Origin of the sequence: Streptomyces ipomoeae 91-03 (genome assembly GCF_000317595.1) — a bacterium.
Classification (GTDB): Bacteria; Actinomycetota; Actinomycetes; order Streptomycetales; family Streptomycetaceae; genus Streptomyces; species Streptomyces ipomoeae.
On sequence record NZ_AEJC01000406.1, the window covers coordinates 1 to 24,436 of the forward strand.

17 protein-coding genes and 1 riboswitch are annotated in these 24,436 nt (G+C 71.4%); of the genes, 6 read left to right on the forward strand and 11 right to left on the reverse strand.

The annotated features are described in order from the left end of the window. The 6 genes from STRIP9103_RS26775 to STRIP9103_RS26795 form a co-directional block, all read right to left on the reverse strand. A partial coding sequence (locus STRIP9103_RS26775; RefSeq protein WP_009323909.1) for an RtcB family protein occupies window positions 1-270 on the reverse strand: 270 nt, incomplete at its 3' end. A 651-nt stretch (window positions 271-921) separates the two neighbouring features. Continuing rightward, window positions 922-2,136 carry a hypothetical protein gene (locus STRIP9103_RS26780; protein WP_009323945.1) on the reverse strand — a complete coding sequence of 405 codons (1,215 nt, stop codon included), beginning with the start codon at window positions 2,134-2,136 and terminating at the stop codon, window positions 922-924. A 229-nt stretch (window positions 2,137-2,365) separates the two neighbouring features. Beyond that, the gene (locus STRIP9103_RS26785) at window positions 2,366-3,565 is read right to left on the reverse strand and encodes a vWA domain-containing protein (RefSeq protein ID WP_009323934.1); all 1,200 of its coding nucleotides are present in this window, start codon (window positions 3,563-3,565) and stop codon (window positions 2,366-2,368) included. Then, the gene (locus STRIP9103_RS50125) at window positions 3,562-3,717 is read right to left on the reverse strand and encodes a hypothetical protein (protein ID WP_009323937.1); all 156 of its coding nucleotides are present in this window, start codon (window positions 3,715-3,717) and stop codon (window positions 3,562-3,564) included. Before STRIP9103_RS50125 ends, STRIP9103_RS26785 begins: the two co-directional genes overlap by 4 nt. Further along, window positions 3,714-6,410 (reverse strand): DUF5682 family protein, encoded by a 2,697-nt coding sequence (locus STRIP9103_RS26790; RefSeq protein WP_009323947.1) that lies wholly within the window; start codon window positions 6,408-6,410, stop codon window positions 3,714-3,716. The genes STRIP9103_RS50125 and STRIP9103_RS26790 overlap by 4 nt, the downstream gene beginning before the upstream one ends. A gap of 95 nt (window positions 6,411-6,505) precedes the next feature. Further along, window positions 6,506-7,798: an ATP-binding protein gene (locus STRIP9103_RS26795; RefSeq protein ID WP_234022299.1), complete on the reverse strand. Its 1,293-nt coding sequence runs from the start codon at window positions 7,796-7,798 to the stop codon at window positions 6,506-6,508. Between the two features lie 133 nt (window positions 7,799-7,931). Here STRIP9103_RS26795 and STRIP9103_RS26800 point away from each other — a divergent pair, with 133 nt between their 5' ends. Together STRIP9103_RS26800 and STRIP9103_RS26805 are read left to right on the forward strand one after the other, a co-directional pair. Further along, window positions 7,932-9,302, forward strand: coding sequence for an SWIM zinc finger family protein (locus STRIP9103_RS26800; RefSeq protein ID WP_009323920.1), 1,371 nt, complete (start codon window positions 7,932-7,934; stop codon window positions 9,300-9,302). Window positions 9,303-9,522: 220 nt separating this feature from the next. Beyond that, a complete protein-coding gene (locus STRIP9103_RS26805; RefSeq protein ID WP_009323951.1) occupies window positions 9,523-11,130 on the forward strand; it encodes a DUF5691 domain-containing protein in 1,608 nt (535 codons plus the stop codon). Window positions 11,131-11,401: 271 nt separating this feature from the next. Here STRIP9103_RS26805 and STRIP9103_RS26810 read toward each other — a convergent pair whose 3' ends face one another. After that, a complete protein-coding gene (locus tag STRIP9103_RS26810; RefSeq protein ID WP_048821040.1) occupies window positions 11,402-11,818 on the reverse strand; it encodes a cobalamin B12-binding domain-containing protein in 417 nt (138 codons plus the stop codon). A 710-nt stretch (window positions 11,819-12,528) separates the two neighbouring features. Between STRIP9103_RS26810 and STRIP9103_RS26815 the strand changes: the two genes are divergently transcribed. After that, on the forward strand, window positions 12,529-13,389 hold the full coding sequence (locus tag STRIP9103_RS26815) for an esterase/lipase family protein (protein ID WP_009323949.1): 861 nt from the start codon (window positions 12,529-12,531) through the stop codon (window positions 13,387-13,389). Between the two features lie 404 nt (window positions 13,390-13,793). After that, on the forward strand, window positions 13,794-15,434 hold the full coding sequence (locus tag STRIP9103_RS26820; protein WP_048821041.1) for a M23 family metallopeptidase: 1,641 nt from the start codon (window positions 13,794-13,796) through the stop codon (window positions 15,432-15,434). A 352-nt stretch (window positions 15,435-15,786) separates the two neighbouring features. Here the strand turns inward: STRIP9103_RS26820 and pcrA are convergent, their stop codons facing one another. After that, entirely contained in the window at window positions 15,787-18,315 is a 2,529-nt protein-coding gene (pcrA, locus tag STRIP9103_RS26825; RefSeq protein WP_009323925.1) for a DNA helicase PcrA, read from the reverse strand. Window positions 18,316-18,599: 284 nt separating this feature from the next. Further along, window positions 18,600-18,773, forward strand: a riboswitch (cyclic di-AMP (ydaO/yuaA leader). A 9-nt stretch (window positions 18,774-18,782) separates the two neighbouring features. On the opposite strand from pcrA, the gene STRIP9103_RS26830 reads away from it, so the two are divergent. Continuing rightward, window positions 18,783-19,979 (forward strand): C40 family peptidase, encoded by a 1,197-nt coding sequence (locus tag STRIP9103_RS26830; protein WP_009323953.1) that lies wholly within the window; start codon window positions 18,783-18,785, stop codon window positions 19,977-19,979. A 16-nt stretch (window positions 19,980-19,995) separates the two neighbouring features. Here the strand turns inward: STRIP9103_RS26830 and STRIP9103_RS26835 are convergent, their stop codons facing one another. Further along, window positions 19,996-20,349 carry a hypothetical protein gene (locus tag STRIP9103_RS26835; RefSeq protein WP_009323967.1) on the reverse strand — a complete coding sequence of 118 codons (354 nt, stop codon included), beginning with the start codon at window positions 20,347-20,349 and terminating at the stop codon, window positions 19,996-19,998. 481 nt (window positions 20,350-20,830) lie between these two features. Between STRIP9103_RS26835 and STRIP9103_RS26840 the strand changes: the two genes are divergently transcribed. Then, window positions 20,831-21,910, forward strand: a complete 1,080-nt coding sequence (locus STRIP9103_RS26840; protein WP_048821042.1) for a C40 family peptidase — start codon at window positions 20,831-20,833, stop codon at window positions 21,908-21,910. A 295-nt stretch (window positions 21,911-22,205) separates the two neighbouring features. Here STRIP9103_RS26840 and STRIP9103_RS26845 read toward each other — a convergent pair whose 3' ends face one another. Further along, on the reverse strand, window positions 22,206-23,009 hold the full coding sequence (locus tag STRIP9103_RS26845; RefSeq protein ID WP_009323912.1) for a LuxR C-terminal-related transcriptional regulator: 804 nt from the start codon (window positions 23,007-23,009) through the stop codon (window positions 22,206-22,208). Further along, entirely contained in the window at window positions 23,006-24,331 is a 1,326-nt protein-coding gene (locus STRIP9103_RS26850) for an ATP-binding protein (protein WP_009323929.1), read from the reverse strand. The genes STRIP9103_RS26845 and STRIP9103_RS26850 overlap by 4 nt, the downstream gene beginning before the upstream one ends. Window positions 24,332-24,436 lie beyond the last annotated feature (105 nt).

Below are 24,436 nucleotides of genomic sequence, written 5' to 3' on the forward strand. Positions count from 1 at the left end.
CAGATCCCGCGGGAGGTCGGGGTGCCCGGGCGGGAAGGCGCGGGTGGCGCCCTTGCGGTGCACGCACAGTCGGCGCCGTGCTCCGGCCACCGTATGGGTCTCGATCTTGGCGAGATTGTGGGAGACGTCGTACACCAGCGTCAGCCGGGCTCCCGTGGCGCGGCGGAAGACCCGGCGGGCCGCGTCCGACAGCAGTTGGCGGTTGGCCCGGCCGTAGTTGGCGGCGGCGGCCATCGCCCCGAGATAGGCGCGTCCTTCGGGCCCCTTCAAGGCCCTCCCATACCACAGAAGGGCCCCCGGCGGGTGATCCCCTCCCCAATGGGGACCATCCGCCCACCCTCCGCCCGCCTCCCCCGAACACGACCGACGGATTTCGGCCGTCCGGGTTCACACCGGTCGGAGAGTCAAGTTGTGAGCCGGTTTCCCTGCGCTGGTTGCCGTGCGCGGGCCGACTGTCCGCTCGCCGACTGTCCGCTCGCCGACCGCCCGTCCGCCGACCGCGCGTTACGTCAACTGCCTGCACGCCGGTCGTACCGGGACGCCGGTCGACCGCTGTCCGCCGACTACCTCAGCCGCCTGCTGCGTCGGCCGCCTGCCACGTGGCCCGTCACCCTCGGACGCGGCGCGGGACGTAGCCGGGCGCGACCTGGACGATGGCGGTGGTGGGCGATGGTGGAGGTGGTGGAGGCGGCCCGTCGGTGACGTCGCTCCGGCCGCGCCGTCGCTTCCGTTGCCGGTCCGGGAGTGGGGGACCAGCGGCCGGGCACCTGGGGACTGCCGTCACCGTCAATCCGACGAGGTCGTGGCTCCGGCCCCGAGGGGCCTGCGCCCGGGCCTCCGGAAAAGGGAAGCGTGCCCGGACGACAGGCAGGCCCTGCTCCACCCCCGCGACAGGTCTGGCGGGGAAGCGGCCGGCCTGTCCTAGCCGGGGAACTCGGGGATGTCCCGGTGCCGGTCCCGGGTCCCGTCCGCGACATCGGCCGCGGAGACGCCGGGCACGAGGCTCAGCGGCGCCCTGTGAAGAGAAGTGACGGCGAGCGGCTCGGCATGCCGTGGCCCACCGTTGTCGGCGGCGGAGTGCCCACCGAGCGCGCCGGTCGGAAGGTCGTCGGGACTCTGCGGCCCGGGCAACCGCGCGGTCCGCGCATCCCCGACCCCGGCGTCCCGATGCCCCGCCGCCACGGCCACCACGCCGCCGCCCCAGGCCTGCGGCCCCTGCACGACGACATCCGGCCCGGCGTCCCGCTCACCGCCGACGACCTCGACAGCACCCGCCCTCTCGGCCCCGGCGCCGCCCGGCACCTGCGGCGCCACATCAGCGGGCAGGGTCTTCCCGGGCAGCACGGGCGACACCGGCAGCCCGGGCAGTTCCGGCAACTCCGGAAGCCCAGGCAGCTCCGGAAGCTCCGGCACCTCGGTCACCGGCGGAAACTCCGACGACACCTCGCCCAAGCCCTCGGCCACCGACTCCACGACCTCACCGATCGGCCGTACGACCTGATCGGCGACGGGCTGCACAAGGCCCTCGGCGACGGGCTGAACGAGGTCTTCGGTGATGGGGCGTACGACGTCATCGGTGACGGGCCGTACGACGTCATCGGCGACCGGCTCTACGAGGCCCTGGTCGACCGGCCGTACGACGTGCTCGGAGACCGGCTCAACCACCTGCTCGGCAACCGGCTGGACCACAGGCTTCGTCACCGGCTGGACCACAGGCTTCGTCACCGGCTCGACGACGCGCTCCCTGACCGGGACCACCGCATGACCGACCGGGGACACCGCACGGACCGCACGGCCGACCGGGACCACGGCGCGACCGACGGGCGACAACGTCCGGTCGATCAGATCCTCGTCGGCGCCCGTGTGCCGCCCGGCCTTCCGGACGGAGCGGCCCGTCTCCTCCGCGGTCGCCCCCGCCGAGGGGACGAGCCCCGTCGCGGTCGAAGTCAGCGTCGTACCCACAGAAGGCGGTGACGTCGGCACCCCGTCCGCCGCGCTCGCCCGCTCCCCGGAGAGCAACCCGAGCACGAACAGTCCGCCGACCAGCAGCATCACCTGCGCCACTCGGCGTCCGGCGGCCCCGCGCAGCACGCGCAGGGCGACACCGGCACCGGGCGGAACGGCTGCTGGAGTCAAGGCGGGGAGCTTCCTCCCGTGCGGCGGAACGACGAAGCAAGGGTGAAGATGCGAACAACCGTGTGAAGGTCGTGAGGCGTTGCCGATCCTCGCACGGGAATCCCGTCGTCGCGCAAGCCTCGGGTCACCGATGCGTTGTCATGTCCGCTTTTCCACGTCCTCTGTCCGGTTCTCAACTCTTGCCACGGACGACGCCGCCCAGGCCCACGCTCACCCGCCGCCCGACGGATCACGCGCTCTCCGGTATCGGCAACGGCCGCTTCTCGATCGCCGCCGCCATCACCTCGGGGAACAGGTCGGGCGTGCAGGCGAACGCCGGTGCGCCCAGGGCCGAGAGAGCCGCCGCGTGCTCGCGGTCGTACGCCGGCGCCCCTTCGTCTGAGAGCGCGAGCAGCGTCACGAACTGCACCCCCGACGCCTTCATCGCCGCCACCCGCTTCAGCATCTCGTTGCGTATCCCGCCCTCGTAGAGGTCGCTGATCAGCACGACCACCGTGTCGGCGGGCCGGGTGATCTGCGACTGGCAGTACGCGAGCGCCCTGTTGATGTCGGTGCCGCCGCCGAGTTGGGTGCCGAAGAGGACGTCGACGGGGTCGTCGAGCTGGTCGGTGAGGTCGACGACGGCCGTGTCGAAGACGACCAGCCGGGTGCTGATGGACCGCATGGACGCGAGCACCGCCCCGAACACGGACGCGTAGACGACGGACGCCGCCATCGACCCCGACTGGTCGATGCAGAGGACGACTTCCTTCTTCACCGACTGCGACGCCCGCCCGTAACCGATCAACCGCTCGGGTACGACCGTCCGGTACTCCGGCAGATAGTTCTTGAGGTTGGCCGCGATCGTGTGGTTCCAGTCGATGTCGTGGTGGCGCGGCCGGTTGACGCGGGCGCTGCGGTCGAGGGCGCCGGTGAGGGTGGCCCGGGTGCGGGTGGCGAGCCGCTTCTCCAGATCCTCGACGACCTTGCGTACGACGGCACGCGCGGTCTCCTTGGTCGTCTCCGGCATGGCCTTGTTGAGGGAGAGCAGCGTGCCGACGAGGTGGACATCGGCCTCCACCGCCTCCAGCATCTCCGGCTCCAGCAGCAGTGTGGACAGCCCGAGCCGGTCGATGGCGTCCCGCTGCATGACCTGCACGACGGAGGAGGGGAAGTACGTCCGGATGTCCCCCAGCCACCGAGCCACCGACGGCGCCGACGCCCCCAGCCCCGCCGAACGGTCCCGCCCCGACTGCGGCTTGTCCCCCTTCCCGTACAGCGCGGTCAACGCCTTGTCCATCGCCGCGTCCTGCCCGCCCAGCGCACACCCGGTGCCGTCCGCCGCGTCCCCGCCCAGCACCAGCCGCCAGCGCCGCAACCGCTCGTCGACGGCGCCCGCGTCCGGGTCCACCTCGGCCGTCCCCGGCGTCCTTGCCTCGCCTGTCGTCATCCGCGCACCCCCGTACGAGGCCGGTCCCAGAGCGGGATCACCCGCACGGTCGCCGTGGCACCGTCGCCGGATCGCGCCCCGGGCCCATGCCCGTACCCGGCGTCCACCGCGACGGCGGCCTGCCTCGGCTCCCTCGGTTCGTCGGTCTTCATCCCGTCACCCCCACGAAGTCGTTCACAAGGTCATGCGCGATGTCGTCGGCGCCGGCCCTGCCGTTGTCCTCGGCGTTCCCCTGGTCGCCGTCCAGGCCGAGCAGCAGCCGCACCACCGGCAGCACCGCGTCCGCACGGTCGCCGTCGAGTTCGGCCGCGAAGCCCGGTATGCCGGCCCCGCCGGGCGCCGCGCTTTCCCGCCGCCCCGGCCCGCGCCGCACCAGCTCGCCCAGCGTTCTGCGCACCCCCGGCTCGTACGCCGAGAACGTCCGCCGCAGCAACGGCAGTACGTCGGTGAACGCGTCCCCCGGCACCCCGGTCAGCCAGGCGTCCACCAGCCCGAGCAGCCGCTCGTCGTGCACCAGCAGCATCCCGCCGCCCGAGCCGCCGCCGACGAACCCCTCGATCCACGCCGCCGCGTCGGCCGGCGCCGTACCGGGCGACAGCACGAGCCCCATGAGCCGCGCCGCCTCGTCCTGCGCCAACTCCCCGTCGTCCAGCAGCAGTCGCACGGCGCGCCCCCGGATGACGCCCGGAACGGTGTCCCGCCCGGAGAGAACGCGGAGCACGGAGTGCCAACGGGCCCGGATGCCGCTCCGCGTGTCACCGTCCGGTGCCGCCGACTCCGCCTCGTCCGGCTGATTCGTCCGGTCGATGTGATCCGCCCGATCAGCCGGGGCGGCGTGCTCCACCGCTACGGCGTCGCCCAGCAGCCCCACCGCCCCGTGGACCGCGTCCACATGGCGACGCATCTCCTGCGCGGCTTCCGCGTCGAGGGCGGCACAGGCGGGCGGGAGCCCGACGAAGATCCGCTCGGCGAGGCCGGCGGCGACCTCGGCCAGCGCCCGGGTGTCGGTGGCGCGGACGTCGCCGTAGCGGAGGGAGCGGACCAGGGCCGGGAGGGCCTGGGCGAGGTGGCCGACGTCGGCGTCGAGGGCGGCGCGGTCGGCGAGCACCCGCATCACCACCGGCAGGGCGTCCGGCAGTTCGGCGAGGAGACAGCGCTCGGCGAGTGCGGTGATGTCGGCGAGCGACTGGGCGGAGAGGGCGTCGGCCTCGGCCTTCGCGGTGGCCGCGGAGAGCACCGTGGTGCCCCACACCCCGGCCTCGGCGACCCGCACCGCCAACTCCGGTTCCCAGCGCAGCCGCCAGGTCTCCCGGAACGTCCCCGTGCTGCCGCGCGAGGCAGCAGGCTCGCCCCACTCGATGCCGAGCAGCCGCAGCCGGTGCAGGAGGCGGCTGCGTTCGGCGTCGTTCTCCTTGCGAAGGTCGAGTTCCAACTCCCGCTCCAGCGCCTCCGGCTTGAGCCGCAGCCGCCGCTGCAAGCGCGCCAAATCCCGCTGCAACGGCACCGCCGGAGCCGCCGCCGGCACCTCCCCCAGCACATCGCCGACCACCAGCCGGTCGTGCACCAGCGACAGCGGCACGTCCGAGCCGTCGCACATCACCGCCCGTACGGCGTCGGTGGTCTCCGTCAGCCCCGGCAGCGGGCGCCCGCGCATCGCGGCGAGCGTCTCGGCCAGCCGTACCGCCTCGATGACATGCGCGGAGGAGACGATCCTGTCCTCCTCGCGCAGCAGCCGGGCCACCTTGGTCAGCCACCGCTCGACGGGACGGTCGGGCGCGCCGAACAGATGCCCGTACCAGCCCGGCGAGTCGATCCCCGCCCCGTAACCGCTGGCCCGCGCCAGCCTCCGGTGCGTCCACGGCACCCAGGTCATGTCGGCCTTGACCTTGGGCAGCCCTCTCAGCAGCGCCCGGTCGGCCGCCACGGTCCGCTTCTCCCGCAGCGCGGGCACATGCCAGGCCCCGCACACCACGGCCACCGCGTCGTCCCCGAACTCCTTCTGCGCGGCCCGCACCTGCAACCGCATATACGCCTCACGCACCGGATCCCGGTCGGGGCCGCCGTCCCCGTACACCTCCCGCAGCGCCCCCATCGCCTCCTCCAGCACGACGAACGGCGCGAAGACGTCCCCACCGGTCCCCCGATGCTCGACCACGTCCTCCCACCACCGCTCGGCATCGTCGTAACCAGCGGCTTCGGCAAGAGCCCCGAGCGGATCGACCCGGGCCGCTTCCCCGGCCGGCTCCCCATCCGCCTCCCCGGTCGGCTCCCGATTCGGGTCCCCGGTCGGCTCCTCGGCCGGCGCTTCCCCGCTCGGCTCCGCAGCCGCGCCCTCGGTCTCCTGCCCACCCGAGGCCGCCGCTCCTTCAGCCGAGTCCTCAGCCGAAGCCGCCACGTCGGCCGAACCCCCGGGAAGGGCCGCCTCCTCATCAGATGCGGACGCCCCAACCGCGGCCGCTTCCTCCGGCGGCGCGCCAGAACCCTTCGGCGGTGAGCCGGTCCCCTTCGGCTCGGCAGCCGCCGTCTCCTCCTTCGCCCAGGCCAATGTGTGCGTGGCCGGCAGGTCGATGAAGCGGGCGGGGACGCCGTGGCTCAGGGCCCAGCGGATGGCCACCCACTCCGGGGAGAACTCGGCGAGCGGCCAGAACGCCGAGCGGCCGGGTTCGTCGACGGCGTGGGCGAGGAGGGCGACCGGGGGCCGCATGTCCTCGTCGGCGGCGAGCGGGATCAGGGCGTCCGCCTCCGGTGGCCCCTCGATCAGCACCACCCGGGGCCGGGCCGCCTCCAGCGCGGCCCGCACCGCGCGCGCCGACCCCGGCCCGTGATGCCGCACCCCGAGCAGCAACGGCCCACCGTCAGTCGACCGGCCCCGTCCCGGCTGCCCCTCCCCCTGACACTCGTCGGACGACTGCACCCCGACTCCCCGCTCCTCATGCCCCGTCACGCGCTCACCTCACGGCAGGCGCGGTAGAAGTCCGTCCAGCCGGTGCGTTCGCGGACGACGGTCTCCAGGTACTCGTGCCAGATGACGCGGTCGGCGGCCGGGTCGCGGACGACGGCGCCGAGGATGCCGGCGGCGATGTCGGAAGCGCGCAGGACGCCGTCGCCGAAGTGGGCGGCGAGGGCGAGGCCGTTGGTGACGACGGAGATCGCCTCGGCGGTCGACAGCGTGCCGCTGGGCGACTTCAGCTTCGTACGGCCGTCCGCCGTGACCCCGTCGCGCAGCTCGCGGAAGACCGTGACGACGCGGCGGATCTCGTCGATGCCGTCCGGCGCGGCCGGCAGGTCGAGGGAGCGGCCGATCTGGTCGACTCGGCGCGAGACGATGTCGACCTCGGCGTCGGCGCTCTCCGGCAGCGGCAGCACCACCGTGTTGAAGCGGCGGCGCAGGGCGCTCGACAGGTCGTTGACCCCGCGATCGCGGTCGTTGGCCGTGGCGATCAGGTTGAAGCCGCGGACAGCCTGTACCTCCTGCCCCAGTTCCGGGATCGGCAGCGTCTTCTCGGAAAGGATCGTGATCAGCGTGTCCTGGACGTCGGCCGGAATGCGGGTCAGTTCCTCGACGCGGGCCGTCATGCCCTCCGCCATGGCCCGCATGACGGGGCTGGGCACGAGGGCGTCACGGCTCGGGCCGTGGGCGAGCAGCTGCGCGTAGTTCCAGCCGTAGCGGATCGCCTCCTCGGGCGTGCCCGCCGTGCCCTGCACGAGCAGCGTGGAGTCGCCGCTGACGGCCGCGGCCAGATGCTCGGACACCCAGGTCTTGGCCGTGCCGGGCACACCGAGCAGGAGCAGGGCGCGGTCGGTGGCGAGGGTGGTGACGGCGACCTCGATAATGCGTCGCGGACCCACGTATTTGGGTGTGATGATTGTGCCGTCGGGCAGTGTGCCGCCGAGCAGATACATGGCGACGGCCCACGGCGACAACTTCCAGCGGGCCGGACGGGGCCGGTCGTCCTGTGTTGCCAGCGCGGCGAGTTCGGCCGCGAAGGCGTGCTCGGCGTGCGGTCGCAGGGCCTCACCGCCGACCGGTTCCGCGATTCCTTCGACTCGTTCCGATCCTTCTGCCCCCTCCGGGCCTTCCGACAGCTCCCCGGGCTGTCCCGTGGGCGTGTCCGTGCGTACGTCTGCGCGCTCACCCGGGCGCGCGTCTCCGTGCGCATCCGTGTGCGCGTTCGCGGGCGCGGACTGGTTGTGGCTCGGGTCGACGGTGGTCGTTTCAACGGACGCAGGCATGGCTGAGTCCCCCTCCAGCTCGGCCGGTTCGGATCTGGTCACCAGACTGCACCAAGCCACTGACAATCCAGTCTGACCTGCGAAAATTGACTGGCGCAAGCCAATTGTCAGTGGTGGGATCTACCTTCGAAACATGACTCAGCAGGGGGTGCGCTGGACGGCTGAGCAGGTGCTGGCACTGGCGCCTGACGCAGCGTCGCGCAAAGCCGGAAGCAAACTCGCCGCGGCCGGACCATGGTCGCAGGCGGGCACTTCGGACGAGGGGACGGTGTGGGGACTATGCAAGGGCAGTGGAAGCAAGCCGTATCAAACGATCGTCGACGTAGCGGACTCCGCCGGGCCCGCGTACAAGTGCAGTTGTCCGAGCCGCAAGTTCCCGTGCAAGCACGCGCTGGGGCTGCTGCTTCTCTGGGCGGGCGGCGACGGTGCGGTGTCACCCGGGCAGCCGCCGGACTGGGCGGAGCAGTGGTTGTCCGGCCGCCGCGCGCGTGCGGCGGAGAGGACGACGATGACGGGCGCGGCATCTGGGGCCACGTCCGCTGATCCCGAGGCGGCGCGCCGCCGGGCCGAGCGTCGCGCCGAGCGGATCACCGCCGGCGCGACGGAGCTCGAACAACGCCTGACCGACCTGCTCCGCGGTGGCCTGGCCACCGCGGAGCAGGCGGGGTACGGGCTGTGGGAGGAGACGGCGGCCCGTATGGTCGACGCCCAGGCTCCCGGACTCGCCGCGCGGGTCCGGGAGTTGGGGGCCATACCGGGATCGGGCCCGGGCTGGCCGGTCCGGTTGCTGGAGGAATGCGCCCTCCTCCACCTCCTCGACCAGGGCTGGCTCGGCCGGGACCGGCTCCCCGAGGGCCTCGCGGCCACGGTCCGCTCCCGCGTCGGCCTGCCCGCTTCCCCGGACGGGCCGCCGATCCGCGACCGCTGGCTCGCCCTCGCCCAGTACGACACCTCCGACTCCCGTCTCACCACCCGCCGTATCTGGCTCCACGGCGCCGAATCGGGCCGTACGGCACTGCTCCTCTCCTATGGAGCCGCCGGCCGCGCACCCGAGCTGTCGCTTCCTGTGGGGCTGGCGTTCGAGGCGGAGCTGTCCGCATACCCGGGCGCGGGGCAGCTACGGGCCGCCCTGGGCGAACGATTCACGGCACCCGAGCCGTCCGACATACGACCACCGGGGACGACCCCGGCCGACGCGGCGGCCCGCTACGGCGAGGCCCTGCGCGACGACCCATGGCTGGACTCCTACCCGGTCACCCTCACCCGCGTCATACCGACCCCGGACGGCGACTCCTGGCAACTGACCGACGCGGACACCGACCTGGCTCTCCCCATCACCCAGTCCGCCCTCTCCCGCCCGGGCCTGTGGCGCCTGGTCGCCCTCTCCGGCGGCAACCCCGTCACCGTCTTCGGCGAATGCGGCCATCGCGGCTTCACTCCCCTGACGGCATGGGCGGAAGGGGCACAGGGGCCGACGGCCGGGCAGGCGGTGGCATTGTGCTGAGGAAAGCGGGCCGATCTCGCCCCCGGGACTCAATCGCACTCAACTCCCCGGGGCTTGCCCTCACCCGTCGCCCCGGGCTCGACGGCACGCGGTACGACCAGGTCGGCACGCGCGTGGACCACAGTCACCCCGTCTGCGATCCCGCGCGGCTCCCCGGGACTGACCGCACTCGCCTCCCCAGACCTGTACGACCGACCGTCCCGGCACGGAAGGAACACTCATGACCAGCACTTCGGCCGCTTCGACGGGGCCCTCCTGGGAGGAGCTCGTCACGACGGCGCTGCTCGGCACGGATCGTCGTACGCCTCCGGGGTCGGGGCCCGGCCGGGAGGCGCCAGTGGCGCTGCTGGACGCGGCGGCGGTGGAGACCGTGCGGCGCAGGGCGGGGATACGGCCCGTACGGGCGGCGGCGCGGCCGGAGCCGGCGCTCGCGGACGTACGGCCGCCGCTGCCGCCCGCCGCGGCGCGCAGGCTGGCGACGCTGCTGGCCGACCGGCCCGGCGCGGGTGGGGGCCGCCGGGGTGCGGCTCCCGATCTGATGGAGCTGTTGCCCCAGTGGCTGGCGCTGGCGAACGCGTACGGCTACGCGCCGCCACCGGAGACGCTGCCCGCGCTGCTCGACGCGGCGCGTGGCCGTACCGACCTGCGGCCCGCCGCCCTGGCCTTCGCCGGCCCGCGGGCGTTGTGGCTGGCCCGGCTGAACACGGACTGGCGTTTCGCGCTGCGGGCCGCTCCCGGCAGCGGCGAGGCGCTGCCGGCAGCGGCCGAGCCGGAACGCGTCCAACGGCTCTGGCATGAAGGCCTGTTCGCGGAGCGCGTCGCCCTGCTCACGGCGCTGCGGGCCCAGGACCCCGCCGCCGCACGCGAGTTGCTGGCCGCCACCTGGTCGACGGAACGGGCCGAGGACCGGCTCATGTTCCTCGACACTCTCCGAACGGGGCTGGGGGCGGAGGACGAGCCGTTCCTGGAAGGGGCTTTGGCCGACCGCAGTCGCAATGTGCGGGCCACGGCGGCGGAGTTGCTGTCCGCGCTGCCCGCCTCGGCGCTCGCGGGGCGGATGGCGGAGCGGGCGACCGCCTGCGTCTCCGTCGACCACATGAGCGACACGCCCACGATCGTGGTCGAGGCCCCGCACGAGTGCGACCCGGGCATGGAACGCGACGGTGTGCAGCCGAAGGCTCCCGCCGGGCGGGGCGAACGGTCGTGGTGGCTGGGCCAGTTGGTGGAGGCGGCACCGCTCGGGGCGTGGTCGCGGCGGTTCGGGGGGCGTACGCCGGAGGAGATCCTGGCGCTGCCGGTCGCGGACGACTGGCAGGGGGAGCTGCACGGGGCGTGGTGCCGGGCGGCGGTGCGGCAGCGGGATGCCGGGTGGTCGCGGGCGCTGCTGGGCGCGCCCTCCACGCCCGAGGCCGGGGGGCCGGGGGCCGTGTCGCTGGCCGAGCGGGCCAAGTTGTTGGCGACGTTGGGGGATGAGGAGCGGGCCGAGTGGGTGGCCGGGTTCATCGGCACGCACGGGTTGTCGGAGGCGTTTCAGTTGTTGGGGGTGTGTGCGGTCCCGTGGGCTGCGCCGTTGGGGCGGGCGGTGGTGGACGCGCTCGACATCGCGCGGGATGCGGGGAGTTATCCGTGGAGTTTCAGTGGGGTGATGGGGTTGGCCGAGCGGTGTCTGGATCCTGGGGAGGTGGGGCGGTTGGAGCCGCTCGCGGCTGTCGCCGAGGAACCCGAGGATGCGGTGCCGGGGGCCGGGGGGTACTGGGCCGAGGCGTTTCAGCGGCTTGCGACGACGCTGCGGTTGCGGGCGGCGATGTGGGCCGAGCTGGCGCCGTGACTTGTCCCTCTTGTCTCGCCCCCGCCGCCCCATCTCCCAGGGGCTGCCGCCCCTTCGGCCCCGCCACGCCATCCAGCTCGAGAGGAGGGGGTTGGTTGGCGGGTGCGGGTTGTGTGTGATTGCTCACGCAGTTCCCCGCGCCTGAAAGAGCCCGGGCGCGCCCCGCGCTTTGAGGGGCGCGGGGCTGTATCGATGTGCGGCTTCGCCGCGATGGGGGAGCGGCCAGCCCCCACTCATCCGCAGCCGACAATGCGGCCCGACCGCCGGAGGCCTACGCCTCGGCCGGCTGGCGGACGTTCGTGCGCACCCAGTCCACGATGGACGCGGTCGTCGCGCCCGGGGTGAAGATCTCGGCCACACCCTTCTGCTTGAGAAGTGGGATGTCGGCGTCGGGGATGATGCCGCCGCCGAAGACGAGGATGTCCTCGGCGTCGCGCTCCTTGAGGAGGTCGATGACGGCGGCGAAGAGCGTGTTGTGGGCGCCGGAGAGGATGGAGAGGCCGATCGCGTCGGCGTCCTCCTGGATCGCGGTGTCGACGATCTGTTCCGGCGTCTGGTGGAGGCCGGTGTAGATGACCTCCATACCGGCGTCGCGCAGCGCCCGCGCGATCACCTTGGCCCCGCGATCATGGCCGTCGAGTCCCGGTTTGGCCACCACCACGCGGATCGGACCGGCTGCCACACCCATCACTTCCTCCATGAAACGACTACAACCAACCCGTAACTAAGCACAGCCGCACAAAAGGCGCGAACCGTGCGCACCGCACACTCACTACCCGCCGCACTACGTCCGCACGCCATCGGTTCCGCATCCACAGAACGGCTACCAGCACCACACCACCGGAGAAGTGAACGAACGTTATCTCCAGCATCCCGCACCCCGCAGTTTCGCGGTGGATACCGAGGGGGAAATCACACGTAGGACACGTTCGCCGCGCACTGTTCCCGGTTTCCGCGGCTCACGCGTCGCGGGGATCGAGGATGATCACGGCATCCGTGCCGTACGTCCGGGCCCTGTGGCGTGCGCGCCAAGGGGCGGGTGCGGCCGCAAAGGAGAGTCGTCGAGAGGGCGCCGCACCACCCCGCTGTCCGTGGGAGGCCACGGCGCGGTGGGGCGGACCGGCGTTCGGCAGGCGGCGGATGACAGAAGGGCAGCAGCGACAGACGGGACGCGGGGGAATCAGGAGGGCCCTCGCCACAGCACCGCTGCACCATGCGTCGCGCACTCATCACGTGCCGTAGTAGCTGTGGGACGCATCACGCACGCACCAGCGTCCGCGTACCGCCTACGTTGCGCACACAAGTCATCCGTCATCCGTCACCCGTGATTTCGGCTCTTCACAAAAGCATACGGGGGGAGGCAGAATCGGCCGCCCGTTTGTCGCCGGGAGGTCGGGCATGAAGGTCATCGGGGCGATAGCGCCTTTTGTACCGCTCTGTGAGCGGTTGCTGCCGATCAGGCTGGCAGGGCTCTCCATGGCGCTCGTCAAGGCGACCGCCCTGGAGTTGGCGATCCTCGCCGGGCATCTGCTGCTCTACCCGTCCGGGATCGCCCAGGAGCGCCGGACCCCGCCCGCACTCCCTTCAGCCGACACCCCCCGCCTCCCGACCGAGGACAAACCCCCGGTCGTCCTCCTGCACGGCTTCATCGACAACCGTTCCGTCTTCGTCCTGCTGCGCCGCGCCCTCGCGCAGCACGGCGGCCGGCACATCGAGTCGCTCAACTACTCGCCCCTCACCTGCGACATCCGCACCGCCGCCGAGCTGCTCGACCGGCACATCGAGGACATCTGCGAGCGCACGGGGCAGGAGCAGGTGGACGTCGTCGGGCACAGCCTGGGTGGACTGATAGCGCGGTACTACGTGCAGCGGCTCGGCGGCGACCGCCGCGTCCGTACGCTCATCACGCTCGGCACCCCGCACGGCGGCACCCGGGTCGTACCGCTCGCGAACGCGCACCCGATCGTCCGCCAGATGCGTCCGGGGTCGCAGGTCCTGGAGGACCTGCGCGAACCGGCGCCGGGTTGCCGTACGCGCTTCGTGGCGTTCTGGAGCGACTTCGACCACCTGATGGACCCGGTGGAGACCGCCTGCATCGACCACCCGGACCTGATGGTGCAGAACGTCCAGGTCACGGGCATCGGCCACCTCGCCCTGCCCGTGCACCCCGCCGTCGCCACAGGAATATGCGAGGCGCTCGACACACCCTCCACGGGAGCCCGCCCCACCGCCCGCCCCGGCGGCCTGACCGTGGCGTAGGCGGCGCAGGACGATCAGATCGTGGCGCAGGGCAGTCCGATCCTGACGTAAAGCGGACTGAACTTGGCGTAAACCCGGCGTATGCCCATGCGCCCCCGCCACGCGTCCGGGCCGCGATACCCCTCCGGACAACAACCACGCGCCCCACCGCAGGCCCGCCGTCACGTCGCGGAACGCCCCGGCCCCCGCAACTCGGCCGCCCCACGACCCCCGCACACAGCCGTCCGATATCGAACAGGTTTCGAACACAAAGCCAAAGTCGTACCCACAGGCCGCCGAAAGACGCTCGAATGCCCGTTTCCTACGGCCGTGAAACCCGTTGAAGATTGTCGCGCCCGCATACCGCCGGGTACAGTCGCCGCACTGCTCTGCCAGCCCCTGTCGTCGAGGCGAAAGAGAAGTTGGTGAACGATCGTCACCCGTCGGGGACCGCAACATCCCCGGCTCCGGCTTCCGAAGCCGATCCGGCGCACTTCGCGTCGTACGGCCAGCAGGGAGCCACCTTCGGCGGCGACTTCACCACGTACGGGGACTACACCGCCACTGGTTTTGAGTCCGGTCCCGACTCCGGCACCGGCGCGCACGCGACCGCCACCGGCACCTTCGCGACCGACCCCCTCTTCGGTGACCTGCCGGGCAACGACAACGGCACCGGTTCCTACGACGCCTCGCAGTGGTCGACGGGCAGCCACCAGACGCTGAACTACGACCCGTACGCCGCGCAGCACCATGCCGCGTTCGACACGGGTAGCTACGACACGACGTCCTGGTCGGCCGGTTATGAGCACCTCGCCCAGGTTCCGGCGCAGTCCACGGGCCCCGATTCCAGCGGCCAGTGGGACGCGAGCGGCTGGCTGCAGGCGGAACAGCTCGACCGGACGAGCCAGTTGGGCGCCGACCAGACCCAGCAGTGGGTCGGCATCCAGCACTTCGCAACGGGCGTGTTCGACGCCACGCAGTGGAACAGCGACGGCGCGTCCGCCACCATCGACGAGCACGGCGGCGACACCCCGGAGTCACACGACCACGGCGACGGCACTCCTGACTCGTACGACCACGGCGGCGGTACCCCCGAGTCACGCGACGCGCACGAGCATCCCTCGGCCGAGGCCATGGTGTTCGCCCAGCAGGCGACGGCGACCTTCGAGCAGATCGCCCCGTACGACCAGGACCACCCCCTTCCAACGGACGGCGAGTTCGAGGTCGACGACGCGGACCGCGCCGGTCTTCTCGACGGCGAGGAGGAGGTCACCCCGGCCGCCCCCCGGAACCCGAGCCCCGGTCGGGCGGCTGCCCGCGCGGCCTCGCGTTCGCGTCGTCGTGCTCCGGCCAAACGTTCCGCCCTGCTGACCGTGGCCGTTCCGTCGGCCTGTGTCATGGGTGTCGCGGGGATCGCGGCGGCCTCCGTCGGCGTCGGCGGGGACGACAACACGGAGACAACGGCGGCGACCAAGTCGGACGCCACCGCGGTGAAACCGTCCATGGCCAACAACCAGCTCGACACCCAGCTCGAAAGCCTCTCCGCCGAGGCGGACGACTTCGCCGACCGGGCCAGCCGCACCCAGGAGCGCATCGACCTCAAGGCCCAGCAGGAGCTGGAGCAGAAGAAGGCGGCGGCGGAGGCGGCCCGCAAGGAGCGGCTGCGCCCGAAATTCGCGCTGCCGGTCTCACAGCACGGCCTCAGCGCGTACTACGGGCAGGCCGGCGTCAACTGGATGTCCCTGCACACCGGCATCGACTTCCCCGTCTCCTACGGCACGCCGGTGATGGCCGCGACCGACGGCACCGTACGGACGCAGTGGAACAGCGCCTACGGCAACATGGTCATCGTGACCGCCAAGGACGGCACCGAGACCTGGTACTGCCACCTCTCCACGTACAAGGTCGCCTCCGGTACGACCGTCAAGGCCGGCGACGTCATCGCGTACTCCGGCAACTCGGGCAACTCGACCGGGCCGCACCTGCACTTCGAGGTGCACCCGGCCGGGGGCTCCGCCATAGACCCGTTGCCGTGGCTCCGTAGCCATGGGCTGGACCCGACGTAGGTGGACACGCGCCGGTAGGTTTGAGCACCCCCTACTGGGGTGAGCCCCCCGGCCCCCCGGCTCCCATCGGCCTCCGGCCTCGTCCTCAGCCGCCGGACCGGACTTGATCGAGCTGCGGCTGGCCTTATCGAGTCCAGGGCGCATTTACCGAGTCGGCTCTCGGCTCACTCTGTCGGCTTCGTGATTCGCTCTGTGCGCCTTCGCGTTCATGCTCGCCGTGTGAGTCCGGACGCGCCTGTCGAGCGACCGCACCGATACCCGGGGATGTCCCCGACCTGGGCACGCCCCGTTGAGTTCCACTCCCGGGCGCGCCCCGTCGAGAGCCCCACTCCAGGGGGCACGCCCCACCGAGTTACAGCTTCTCCACCGGCGCATACCGCAGCAGCAGCCTCTTCGGCTTGGCGTCGCCGAAGTCGATCGTGGCCTCCGCGTTGGCGCCCGTGCCCTTGACCGCGACGACCGTGCCGAGGCCGAACTGGTCGTGGGTGACGCGGTCGCCCACGGCGAGGGAGACCACCGGCTTCTCGTCGGTGCGGCGGGTGGCGAAGCCCGACGCGCCGGAGGCCGAGGAACGCGAGCGGGACGACGACAGAGAGGACGCGATGCCGGCGGCCGGGCCGGAGGAGACCGGCGCGGTGGCTCCTGTCCGCTTCCACTCCAGGTACGGGGCCGGGATCTCCTCCAAAAAGCGGGACGGCGGGTTGTAGGAAGGCTGGCCCCAGGCGCTGCGCATGGAGGAACGAGTGAGGTAGAGCCGTTCACGCGCGCGGGTGATTCCCACGTATGCGAGGCGACGCTCCTCCTCCAGCTCCTTGGTCTGGCCGAGGGCGCGCATGTGCGGGAAGACGCCGTCCTCCATGCCGGTCAGGAAGACGACCGGGAACTCCAGGCCCTTGGCGGTGTGGAGGGTCATGAGCGTGATGACGCCCGAGCCGTCCTCCTCGTCGTCGGGGATCTGGTCGGAGTCGGCGACCAGAGCGACCCGCTCCAGGAAGTCGGCGAGCCCACCGGACGCCGCACCTGCACCGGCGCCTTCGCCCGCGTCGGCGCCCTCGCCGGCACCGGCTCCGGACTCCTGCTCGAACTCCAGGGCGACGGCGGCGAGTTCCTGGAGGTTCTCGATCCGGGTCTCGTCCTGCGGGTCGGTGGAGGCCTGCAACTCGGCGAGGTAGCCGGTGCGTTCGAGGACCGCCTCCAGGACGGCGGCCGGGCCGGCGCCGGACTCGACGATCGTCCGGAGGTCCTCCATCAGCGTGTTGAACCGCTTGACGGCGTTGGTCGAGCGGGCGGCCATGCCGTACGCCTCGTCGACGCGCTTCAGCGCCTGCGGGAAGCTGATCTTCTCCCGCTGAGCGAGGGCGTCGATCATCGCCTCCGCGCGCTCGCCGATGCCTCGCTTGGGCACGTTGAGGATGCGACGCAGGGGGACGGAGTCCTCCGGGTTGGCGAGGACGCGCAGGTAGGCGAGGACGTCGCGGACCTCTTTGCGCTCGTAGAAGCGGACACCGCCGACGACCTTGTAGGGCAGGCCGACGCGGATGAAGACCTCTTCGAAGACACGGGACTGGGCGTTCGTACGGTAGAAGACGGCGACGTCGCCCGCCTTCGCCTCACCCGCGTCCGTCAGCCGGTCTATCTCGTCGGCGACGAACTGCGCCTCGTCGTGCTCGGTGTCGGCGACATAGCCGGTGATCTGCGCGCCCGCGCCGGCGTTGGTCCACAGGTTCTTGGGGCGGCGGGACTCGTTGCGCTCGATGACCGCGTTGGCCGCGCTCAGAATGGTCTGCGTGGAGCGGTAGTTCTGCTCCAGGAGGATCGTCGTCGCATCCGGGTAGTCCTCCTCGAACTGGAGGATGTTGCGGATCGTCGCGCCGCGGAAGGCGTAGATCGACTGGTCGGCGTCACCCACGACACACAGCTCGGCAGGCGGTACGTCCCACTCGTTGGGCGGTACGCCGACGGGGTGCTCGGAGGTGCCGACCAGCTCCCTGACCAGGGCGTACTGGGCGTGGTTGGTGTCCTGGTACTCGTCGACGAGGACATGCCGGAAGCGGCGGCGGTAGTGCTCGGCGACATCGGGGAAGGCGCGGAGCAGATTGACCGTCGTCATGATCAGGTCGTCGAAGTCGAGGGCGTTCGCCTCGCGCAGCCGGGACTGGTAGAGGGCGTAGGCCTGGGCGAGGGTCTTCTCGAAGCCGTCGGAGGCCTGGGCGGCGAAGTCCTCCTCGTCGATCAGCTCGTTCTTGAGGTTGCTGATCTTGGCGCTGAAGGACTTGGGCGGGAAGCGCTTGGGGTCGAGGTCCAGGTCGCGGCAGACCAGGGCCATGAGGCGCTTGCTGTCGGCGGCGTCGTAGATGGAGAAACTCGAGGTGAAGCCGAGCTTCTTCGACTCCCGCCGGAGGATCCGTACGCACGCGCTGTGGAAGGTCATCACCCACATCGCGTTCGCGCGCGGGCCGACGAGCTGCTCGACGCGCTCCTTCATCTCGCCCGCGGCCTTGTTGGTGAAGGTGATCGCGAGGATCTGGCCCGGGTGGACGTTCCGCTCGGCGAGGAGATGGGCGATGCGGTGGGTGAGCACCCGGGTCTTGCCGGAGCCGGCGCCGGCCACGATGAGCAGGGGGGTGCCGGCGTGCACGACGGCCGCGCGCTGGTTCTCGTTCAGCCCTTCCAGCAGCGCCGCCGCGTCGATCGCCGGGCGGGGGGCACCGTCGCGGTAGTAGGCGTCCCGGTCCGGCGGCACGTCGAACTTCCCGCCGAACAGATCGTCCGGAACCGACTCCGGTACGTGATCGTCCTCGGGCGGTGGCGGAGGCTCCTCCTCGTGCCCACGAGGGGCCTGGAGGTCCGCCAGGAAGCTGTCGTCAAAGAGGCTGCTCATCGCTCTCCGAGTCTAGGCGCCCCCACTGACAGCGAGGGGCCGCCCCGGGAAGTCCGTACCGAATGATTCCGGACTCACGCACCGGACGATCTTCGGACGCCCGATCATCACTCACCGCACCTGTTCTCTTACGGTGAGCGATCGAACGTACCACCTATCGCGCCCGCGAGGCCAAGGTCACGAAAACGTATCGGGCATATCGAACATCAACCTTCACACGGGCCACACGAGTTGGCTAGCGTTTTGGTGGGCCGTACGACCCAACCGGCGAACGTCGCCGGGCCGCACGGCCTCCGCCGAGTCCGGTACGCCTTCCCGTGGCAGCCGGAGCCGGGGACCCACCGACCTCTGGGGTGAATCGACCCGACCGCCGTACGCGGCGAGGGTCGTAGGGCAAACCTTCCGAAGCTTGCGCCCGAACCCGACAGCTAACTCGGTAGGCGGATTACGGAAGGAGTCGCCGAACCATGGCGCACCGCAAGCCGCGTCCGGCCGGCCGAACGCGCGCGGGCATACGCACCCCCGCTCTCGCCACCGCCGCCCTCACCTCCGTGGCCCTGCTCTCCCAGACGGCCCAGGCCGCCCCCTCGACCGACGACAGGCCCAGCCTGGAGGAGGTCGAGAAGAAGGTGGACGCCCTCTACCGCGGAGCGGAGACGGCGACCGAGAGCTACAACTCGGCCAAGGAGAAGACGGCCAAGCAGAAGAAGAAGGTCGACACCCTTCTCGACGACGTCGCCCAGCGCACGGAGAAGCTCAACGAGGCACGGGAGCAACTGGGTTCCTTCGCGGCGGCGCAGTACCGCACGGGCGCGGCCTCCTCCGACACGGCGGCGCTGCTGCTGGCGGACAGCCCGCAGGACTACTTCGACCAGAACCAGCTGATGGATCGGTTGACGGACCGCCAGAAGGCCGCCGTCGACGACTACATCACACAGCAGGCCGAGGCGGCCGAGCAGCGCCAGAAGGCGACCGACAGCCTCGAACAACTCACCGAGTCGCAGAACGCCCTCAAGGCGAGCAAGGCCAAGGTCCAGGCGAAGCTCGCCAAGGCCCGCGAGCTGCTGTCGCAGCTGACCGCCGAGGAGAAGGCCCGGCTCGCGGCGATCGAGCAGCGCGAGCAGGAGGAGGCCGACCGCCGGGCCGAGGAACTGGCCCGTCAGCAGGCGGCGGCCCAGTCAACGGCGCAGGGTACGCAGGAGGCTCAGCAGGAGACCTCCACAGGCGCGGCCACTGAGACGAACACGTCCACGGGCACGGCCGCCGAGACCACCACGACCACGACGGTCGAGGACTCCACCTACGCCTCGAAAGCCGCCAAGGCCCTCACCTTCGCCCGCGCGCAGATCGGCAAGCCGTACGTCTGGGGCGCCACCGGCCCCGGCTCCTACGACTGCTCCGGCCTCACCCAGGCCGCCTGGAAGGCCGCCGGGGTCGATCTCCCCCGCACCACCTACGACCAGGTCACCGCCGGCACCACCATCCCCCTCACCTCCGCCAGGCCCGGCGACCTCATCTTCTTCTACGACAACATCGGCCACGTCGGCCTCTACATCGGCAACGGCATGATGATCCACGCCCCGAAGCCGGGGGCGTACGTTCGCGAGGAGTCGATCTTCTACGACGGCGAGGGGTCGATCCACAGCGTGGTGCGGCCGGCGTAGGCGACGCGCCGGTCACTCACGTCCACAGCACCGCGATGAAGATGTTCGCGGTGGTCAGTGCGCCCACGAGCCCGAACAGGGGCTTGTCGACGGTCTCGTCGTCCCGTTTCACATAGACCAGGCCCAGGATCACGATCAGCAGGGCAAGTTTGATTCCGATCTTGAGGTTGTTGACGGGCTGGTCGTCGGCCTGGCTGAGACCGACGAGAACAGCGCCGGTGACGAGCATGGTCAGGGCGCCGTGGAGCATCGCGGGGACGAAGCGGGCGGTGCCCTGACTCATGGCCTTCATCTGGGTGAGGAAACCGCCGAGGAGGGAGGCGATGCCGATGATGTGGAGGGCGACGAAGAGGTGGATGAGTACGTCCATGGGCGGAGCCTAGTAAGGAGCCTCTGGTCTGCTGGACACCGGGCCCGCCGCCGTCAAGGACGCGCCATCCGCCATCGGGGCCCGTCGACAGTCAAACAATCTTGCATATATGCACCCCATAGCATCATTTCGTCCCTTCCGGCTCGAAATCGCCGCATCGGTCATCGCAGAGCGTGGAGTCGGCGGCGCCAGGACCGGATCACGGTCACATACGGTCACCTCGCGGTCGGTGCGCGCCACTTCCGTACAACGTGTTACGGGGCCGACACGGACAGGTTTAGCGTCCTGCACCAGGTGACCGGCTCCCCACCGCCGCCCGGGCCAGGGGCGGCAGTCGGACACCACCGCCGAGGAGGTCCGGCGGCGTCCCGCTCCCCCCTGTGCGGGCCGCCGCCGGACGCGTAACCGCTCCCCCAGGCGGTCTGTGCGCACCGAACGTGTGCGTACGGACGGCGGTCGTACGAGAGGACATGGAGTCCACGTGGCAGCGCACCGCAAGCCCAGACAGCGCTCGCTCGGCGGCCAATCGTTCCGCTCCGCCGCGACAATCGCCCTCGCGGGCGCCGCGACCGCGACCGGATTCGACGGCACGGGGCACGCCGATCCACAGCCGACACCCGACCAGGTCAAGGCGAAGGTGGACAAACTGTACGAGGAGGCGGAGGTCGCCACCGAGAAGTACAACGGGGCGAAGGAGAAGGCCGACAAGGCTCAGGAAAAGCTGGAGCAACTGCGCGACCAGGCGGCCCGCCGTACGGACCGGCTCAACTCGGCGCGCGAGGAACTGGGTCCGCTGGCGGCGGCGCAGTACCGGAGTGGAAGCATCGACCCCTCGTGGCAGCTCGCGCTCTCCGGTGACCCGGACCAGTATCTGGACCGCGCCGAACTCGCCGAGCTGGTCAGCAGCCGACAGGCGGCGGACGTGGCGTCCGTACGGCAGCAGTTGCGGGAGATCGAACGGCTGCGCGGGGCCGCCCGCGTCGAACTGGGCACCCTCAAGTCCCGGCAGGCCGATCTGAAGCGGCACAGGAAGACGGTCACCTCGAAGTTGACCGAAGCACGCCGGCTTCTTGACCGGCTCACAGAGGAGGACCGTGTGCGCCTCTCCGCGCCGGGCGCCGGCGCGGGACGCGCCTCGCGCTTCTCCTCGCCCTCCGGGCGCCTCATCACCGGCCCGGTCTCACCTGCCATCTCCATCGCCGACGCCCCCAACTCCCGTGCCGCCGCGGCCATTTCCTACGCCTACTCCAAGCTCGGCAGTCCGTACGTCTGGGGCGCCACCGGCCCCAACGCCTTCGACTGCTCGGGCCTGGCTCTGGCGGCGTATCGTTCCGCCGGTGTCTCACTCCCCCGCACCACCTATGCCCAGATCAACGCCGGCCGCCGCGTCGCCCGCTCCGAACTCCGCCCCGGCGACCTGGTCTTCTTCTACTCCGGCATCAGCCACGTGGGCATCTACGTCGGCAACGGCCAGATGATCCACGCCCCGAACCCTTCGGCCCCGGTACGCGTGGCACCACTGGACGAGATGCCGTACGCGGGAGCCACGCGGGTGGCTTGAGCGGGGCGGAGGCTCGGGGCAGGGGCGCGGGGTGGGCGGGAGCCCGGCAAGTGGGGCGCGGGACACCATGGCCAAGGCAGCGCGCGCAGTCGGCAGCGTCAGAGGCGCGGCCAGTGCGCGGAGGCGCGCCGGGCGCCGTGGGGCGGCCGGCACGCGGAGGCACGGCGGGTACGCAGAGGTGCGACTGGTACGCAGAGGTGCGGCCGAAAGTCCAGGCGGGTGCGCGGTGGAACGGCGGTCGTACGCCGCCCCGCCCGCCCGTGGCCCCGGGTCACCCCGGCGTGACGGTCACCGGTCACACCAGCCGTCGTGCCGTCGCCCACCTCGTCAGCTCATGCCGGTTGGAGAGCTGCAACTTCCGCAGCACGGCGGAGACATGGGACTCCACCGTCTTCACCGAGATGAACAGCTGCTTGGCGATCTCCTTGTACGCATAGCCGCGGGCGATCAGCCGCAGCACCTCGCGCTCGCGCTGGGTGAGACGGTCGAGATCCTCGTCGACCGGCGGGGCGTCCGTGGAGGCGAAGGCGTCGAGAACGAACCCGGCCAGGCGCGGCGAGAAGACCGCGTCCCCGTCCTGGACCCGGAAGATGGAGTCGACGAGATCGGAGCCCGTGATCGTCTTGGTGACATAGCCCCGCGCGCCACCGCGGATCACCCCGATGACGTCCTCCGCCGCGTCCGACACGGACAGGGCGAGGAACCGCACGGGTTGCTCCGTGTCCGCCATCAACGCCGAGCAACGGCGCAGGACCTCGACGCCACCGCCACCAGGCAGATGGACGTCGAGGAGCACCACCTCGGGCCGCGTGCTCGTGATCACCGAGACCGCCTGGTCCACATCCGGCGCCTCGCCCACGACCTCGACACCCGTACGGTCCGTCTGACCGATCTCGGCCTGAACTCCCGTACGGAACATACGGTGATCGTCGACCAGCACGACCCGCACATGCCGCCCGGGCCCGGAGCCGCCGGCCCGATCGGGCTCGCCCTCGGCCGGCCCGGCTGCCGGCACGGCCGGACCTTCCTGGCCCTCGACCGGTCCGGTGCCCGAACCGTCCTGTGCGGCAAGGTCGTTCGCCCCGTTCGCGTCACTCATGACGTCGTCTCCGCCCTCTCCATTTCCAACTCGACCTCCGTGCCGCCGTCCGGTACGGCGCGGAGCCGTGCCGTACCGCCGTTGCGCTCCATGCGGCCGATGATCGATTCTCTGACGCCCATGCGGTCGGCGGGTATCGCGTCGAGGTCGAAGCCGGGGCCGCGGTCGCGGACGGACACGAAGACCGTGCTGCCCTCGACCTCGGCGTAGACCTGTACGGCGCCGCCCTCGCCACCGTACTTGGCGGCGTTCACCATCGCCTCGCGCGCGGCCTGCATCTGCGCGGTCAGTCCCTCGTCGAGGGGGCAGTCACCGACGACGACGACCTCTATGGGGACGCCGTGCTTGTCCTCGACCTCGGCCGCGTTGCGCCGTACGGCCTCGGCGAGCGTGCCGGGCTGCTCGTCCTCGTCCTTGCCCGTGCCCTCGGGCTTGTACAGCCAGTTGCGCAGGTCGCGCTCCTGGGCGCGGGCGAGCCGGCGGACCTCGCTCGGGTTGTCCGCGTTGCGCTGTATCAGCGTCAGCGTGTGCAGCACCGAGTCGTGGACGTGGGCCGCTACCTCCGCGCGTTCCTGGGCGCGGATGCGCATCAGGCGCTCCTCGGAGAGGTCCTGCGTCATACGGACGAGGTACGGGCCGGCCAGCAGCGTTATGCCGACGAGGACCGCGAGGGCCGCCTGGAGCACCGAGCTGAGGTGGGCGGCGGAGCCCTGCAGGACGAATATCCCGGAGACGCCCGCGGTGACCAGCAGAACTCCGGCCACCGTACGGAGCAGAGTGAGCGTGCGCCGACGACGGCCGACCTCGGCCCAGCGTGCCCGCCGCGCGTTGTCCGCCTGGCGCCAGACCAGGGCCACACCGGCAGCGACGAGCACGGTCGGCACGAGATACGCGGTGGCGCCGTCGCCCAGGTTCACATTGCCGACGAAGACCATCGCCACGACGACCATGAGGAGGAGGGCGACGATCTGGCCCCGGTCCGGCTTGCGGGCCACCAGTCTGCGGCGGCCGTCGGGGGAGGTTTCGGTGGCGATGGCCGGGGGCCGCTGATTGTCCACTCCGCCCACGCCGAGCGGCACGAAGAACCAGAACGCCGCGTACACCAGGGCGCCCAGGCCGTCCGCCATGAACAGCCCGACGAACACGAGCCGCACCCAGGTCACAGGCAGGCCGAGATGTCCGGCGAGCCCTCGCGCCACGCCTCCGAGCCAGCGACCGTCGCTGCTGCGGTAGAGCTTGCGCGGGGGCCGCGGAGTGTCGACTGGCAGTGCTGCGGCTTCCGGCATGCCATCGATGTTCACACGCATGGCGGATCGAGGCATCAGGGTCGACCCCCGAGACGCCCCTGATCTTCGGACGGCCCATGATCGAACGCCTCCCCGGGCCGATATCAGGGTTCGACCAGGGTCATCCCGACTGCCATCGGA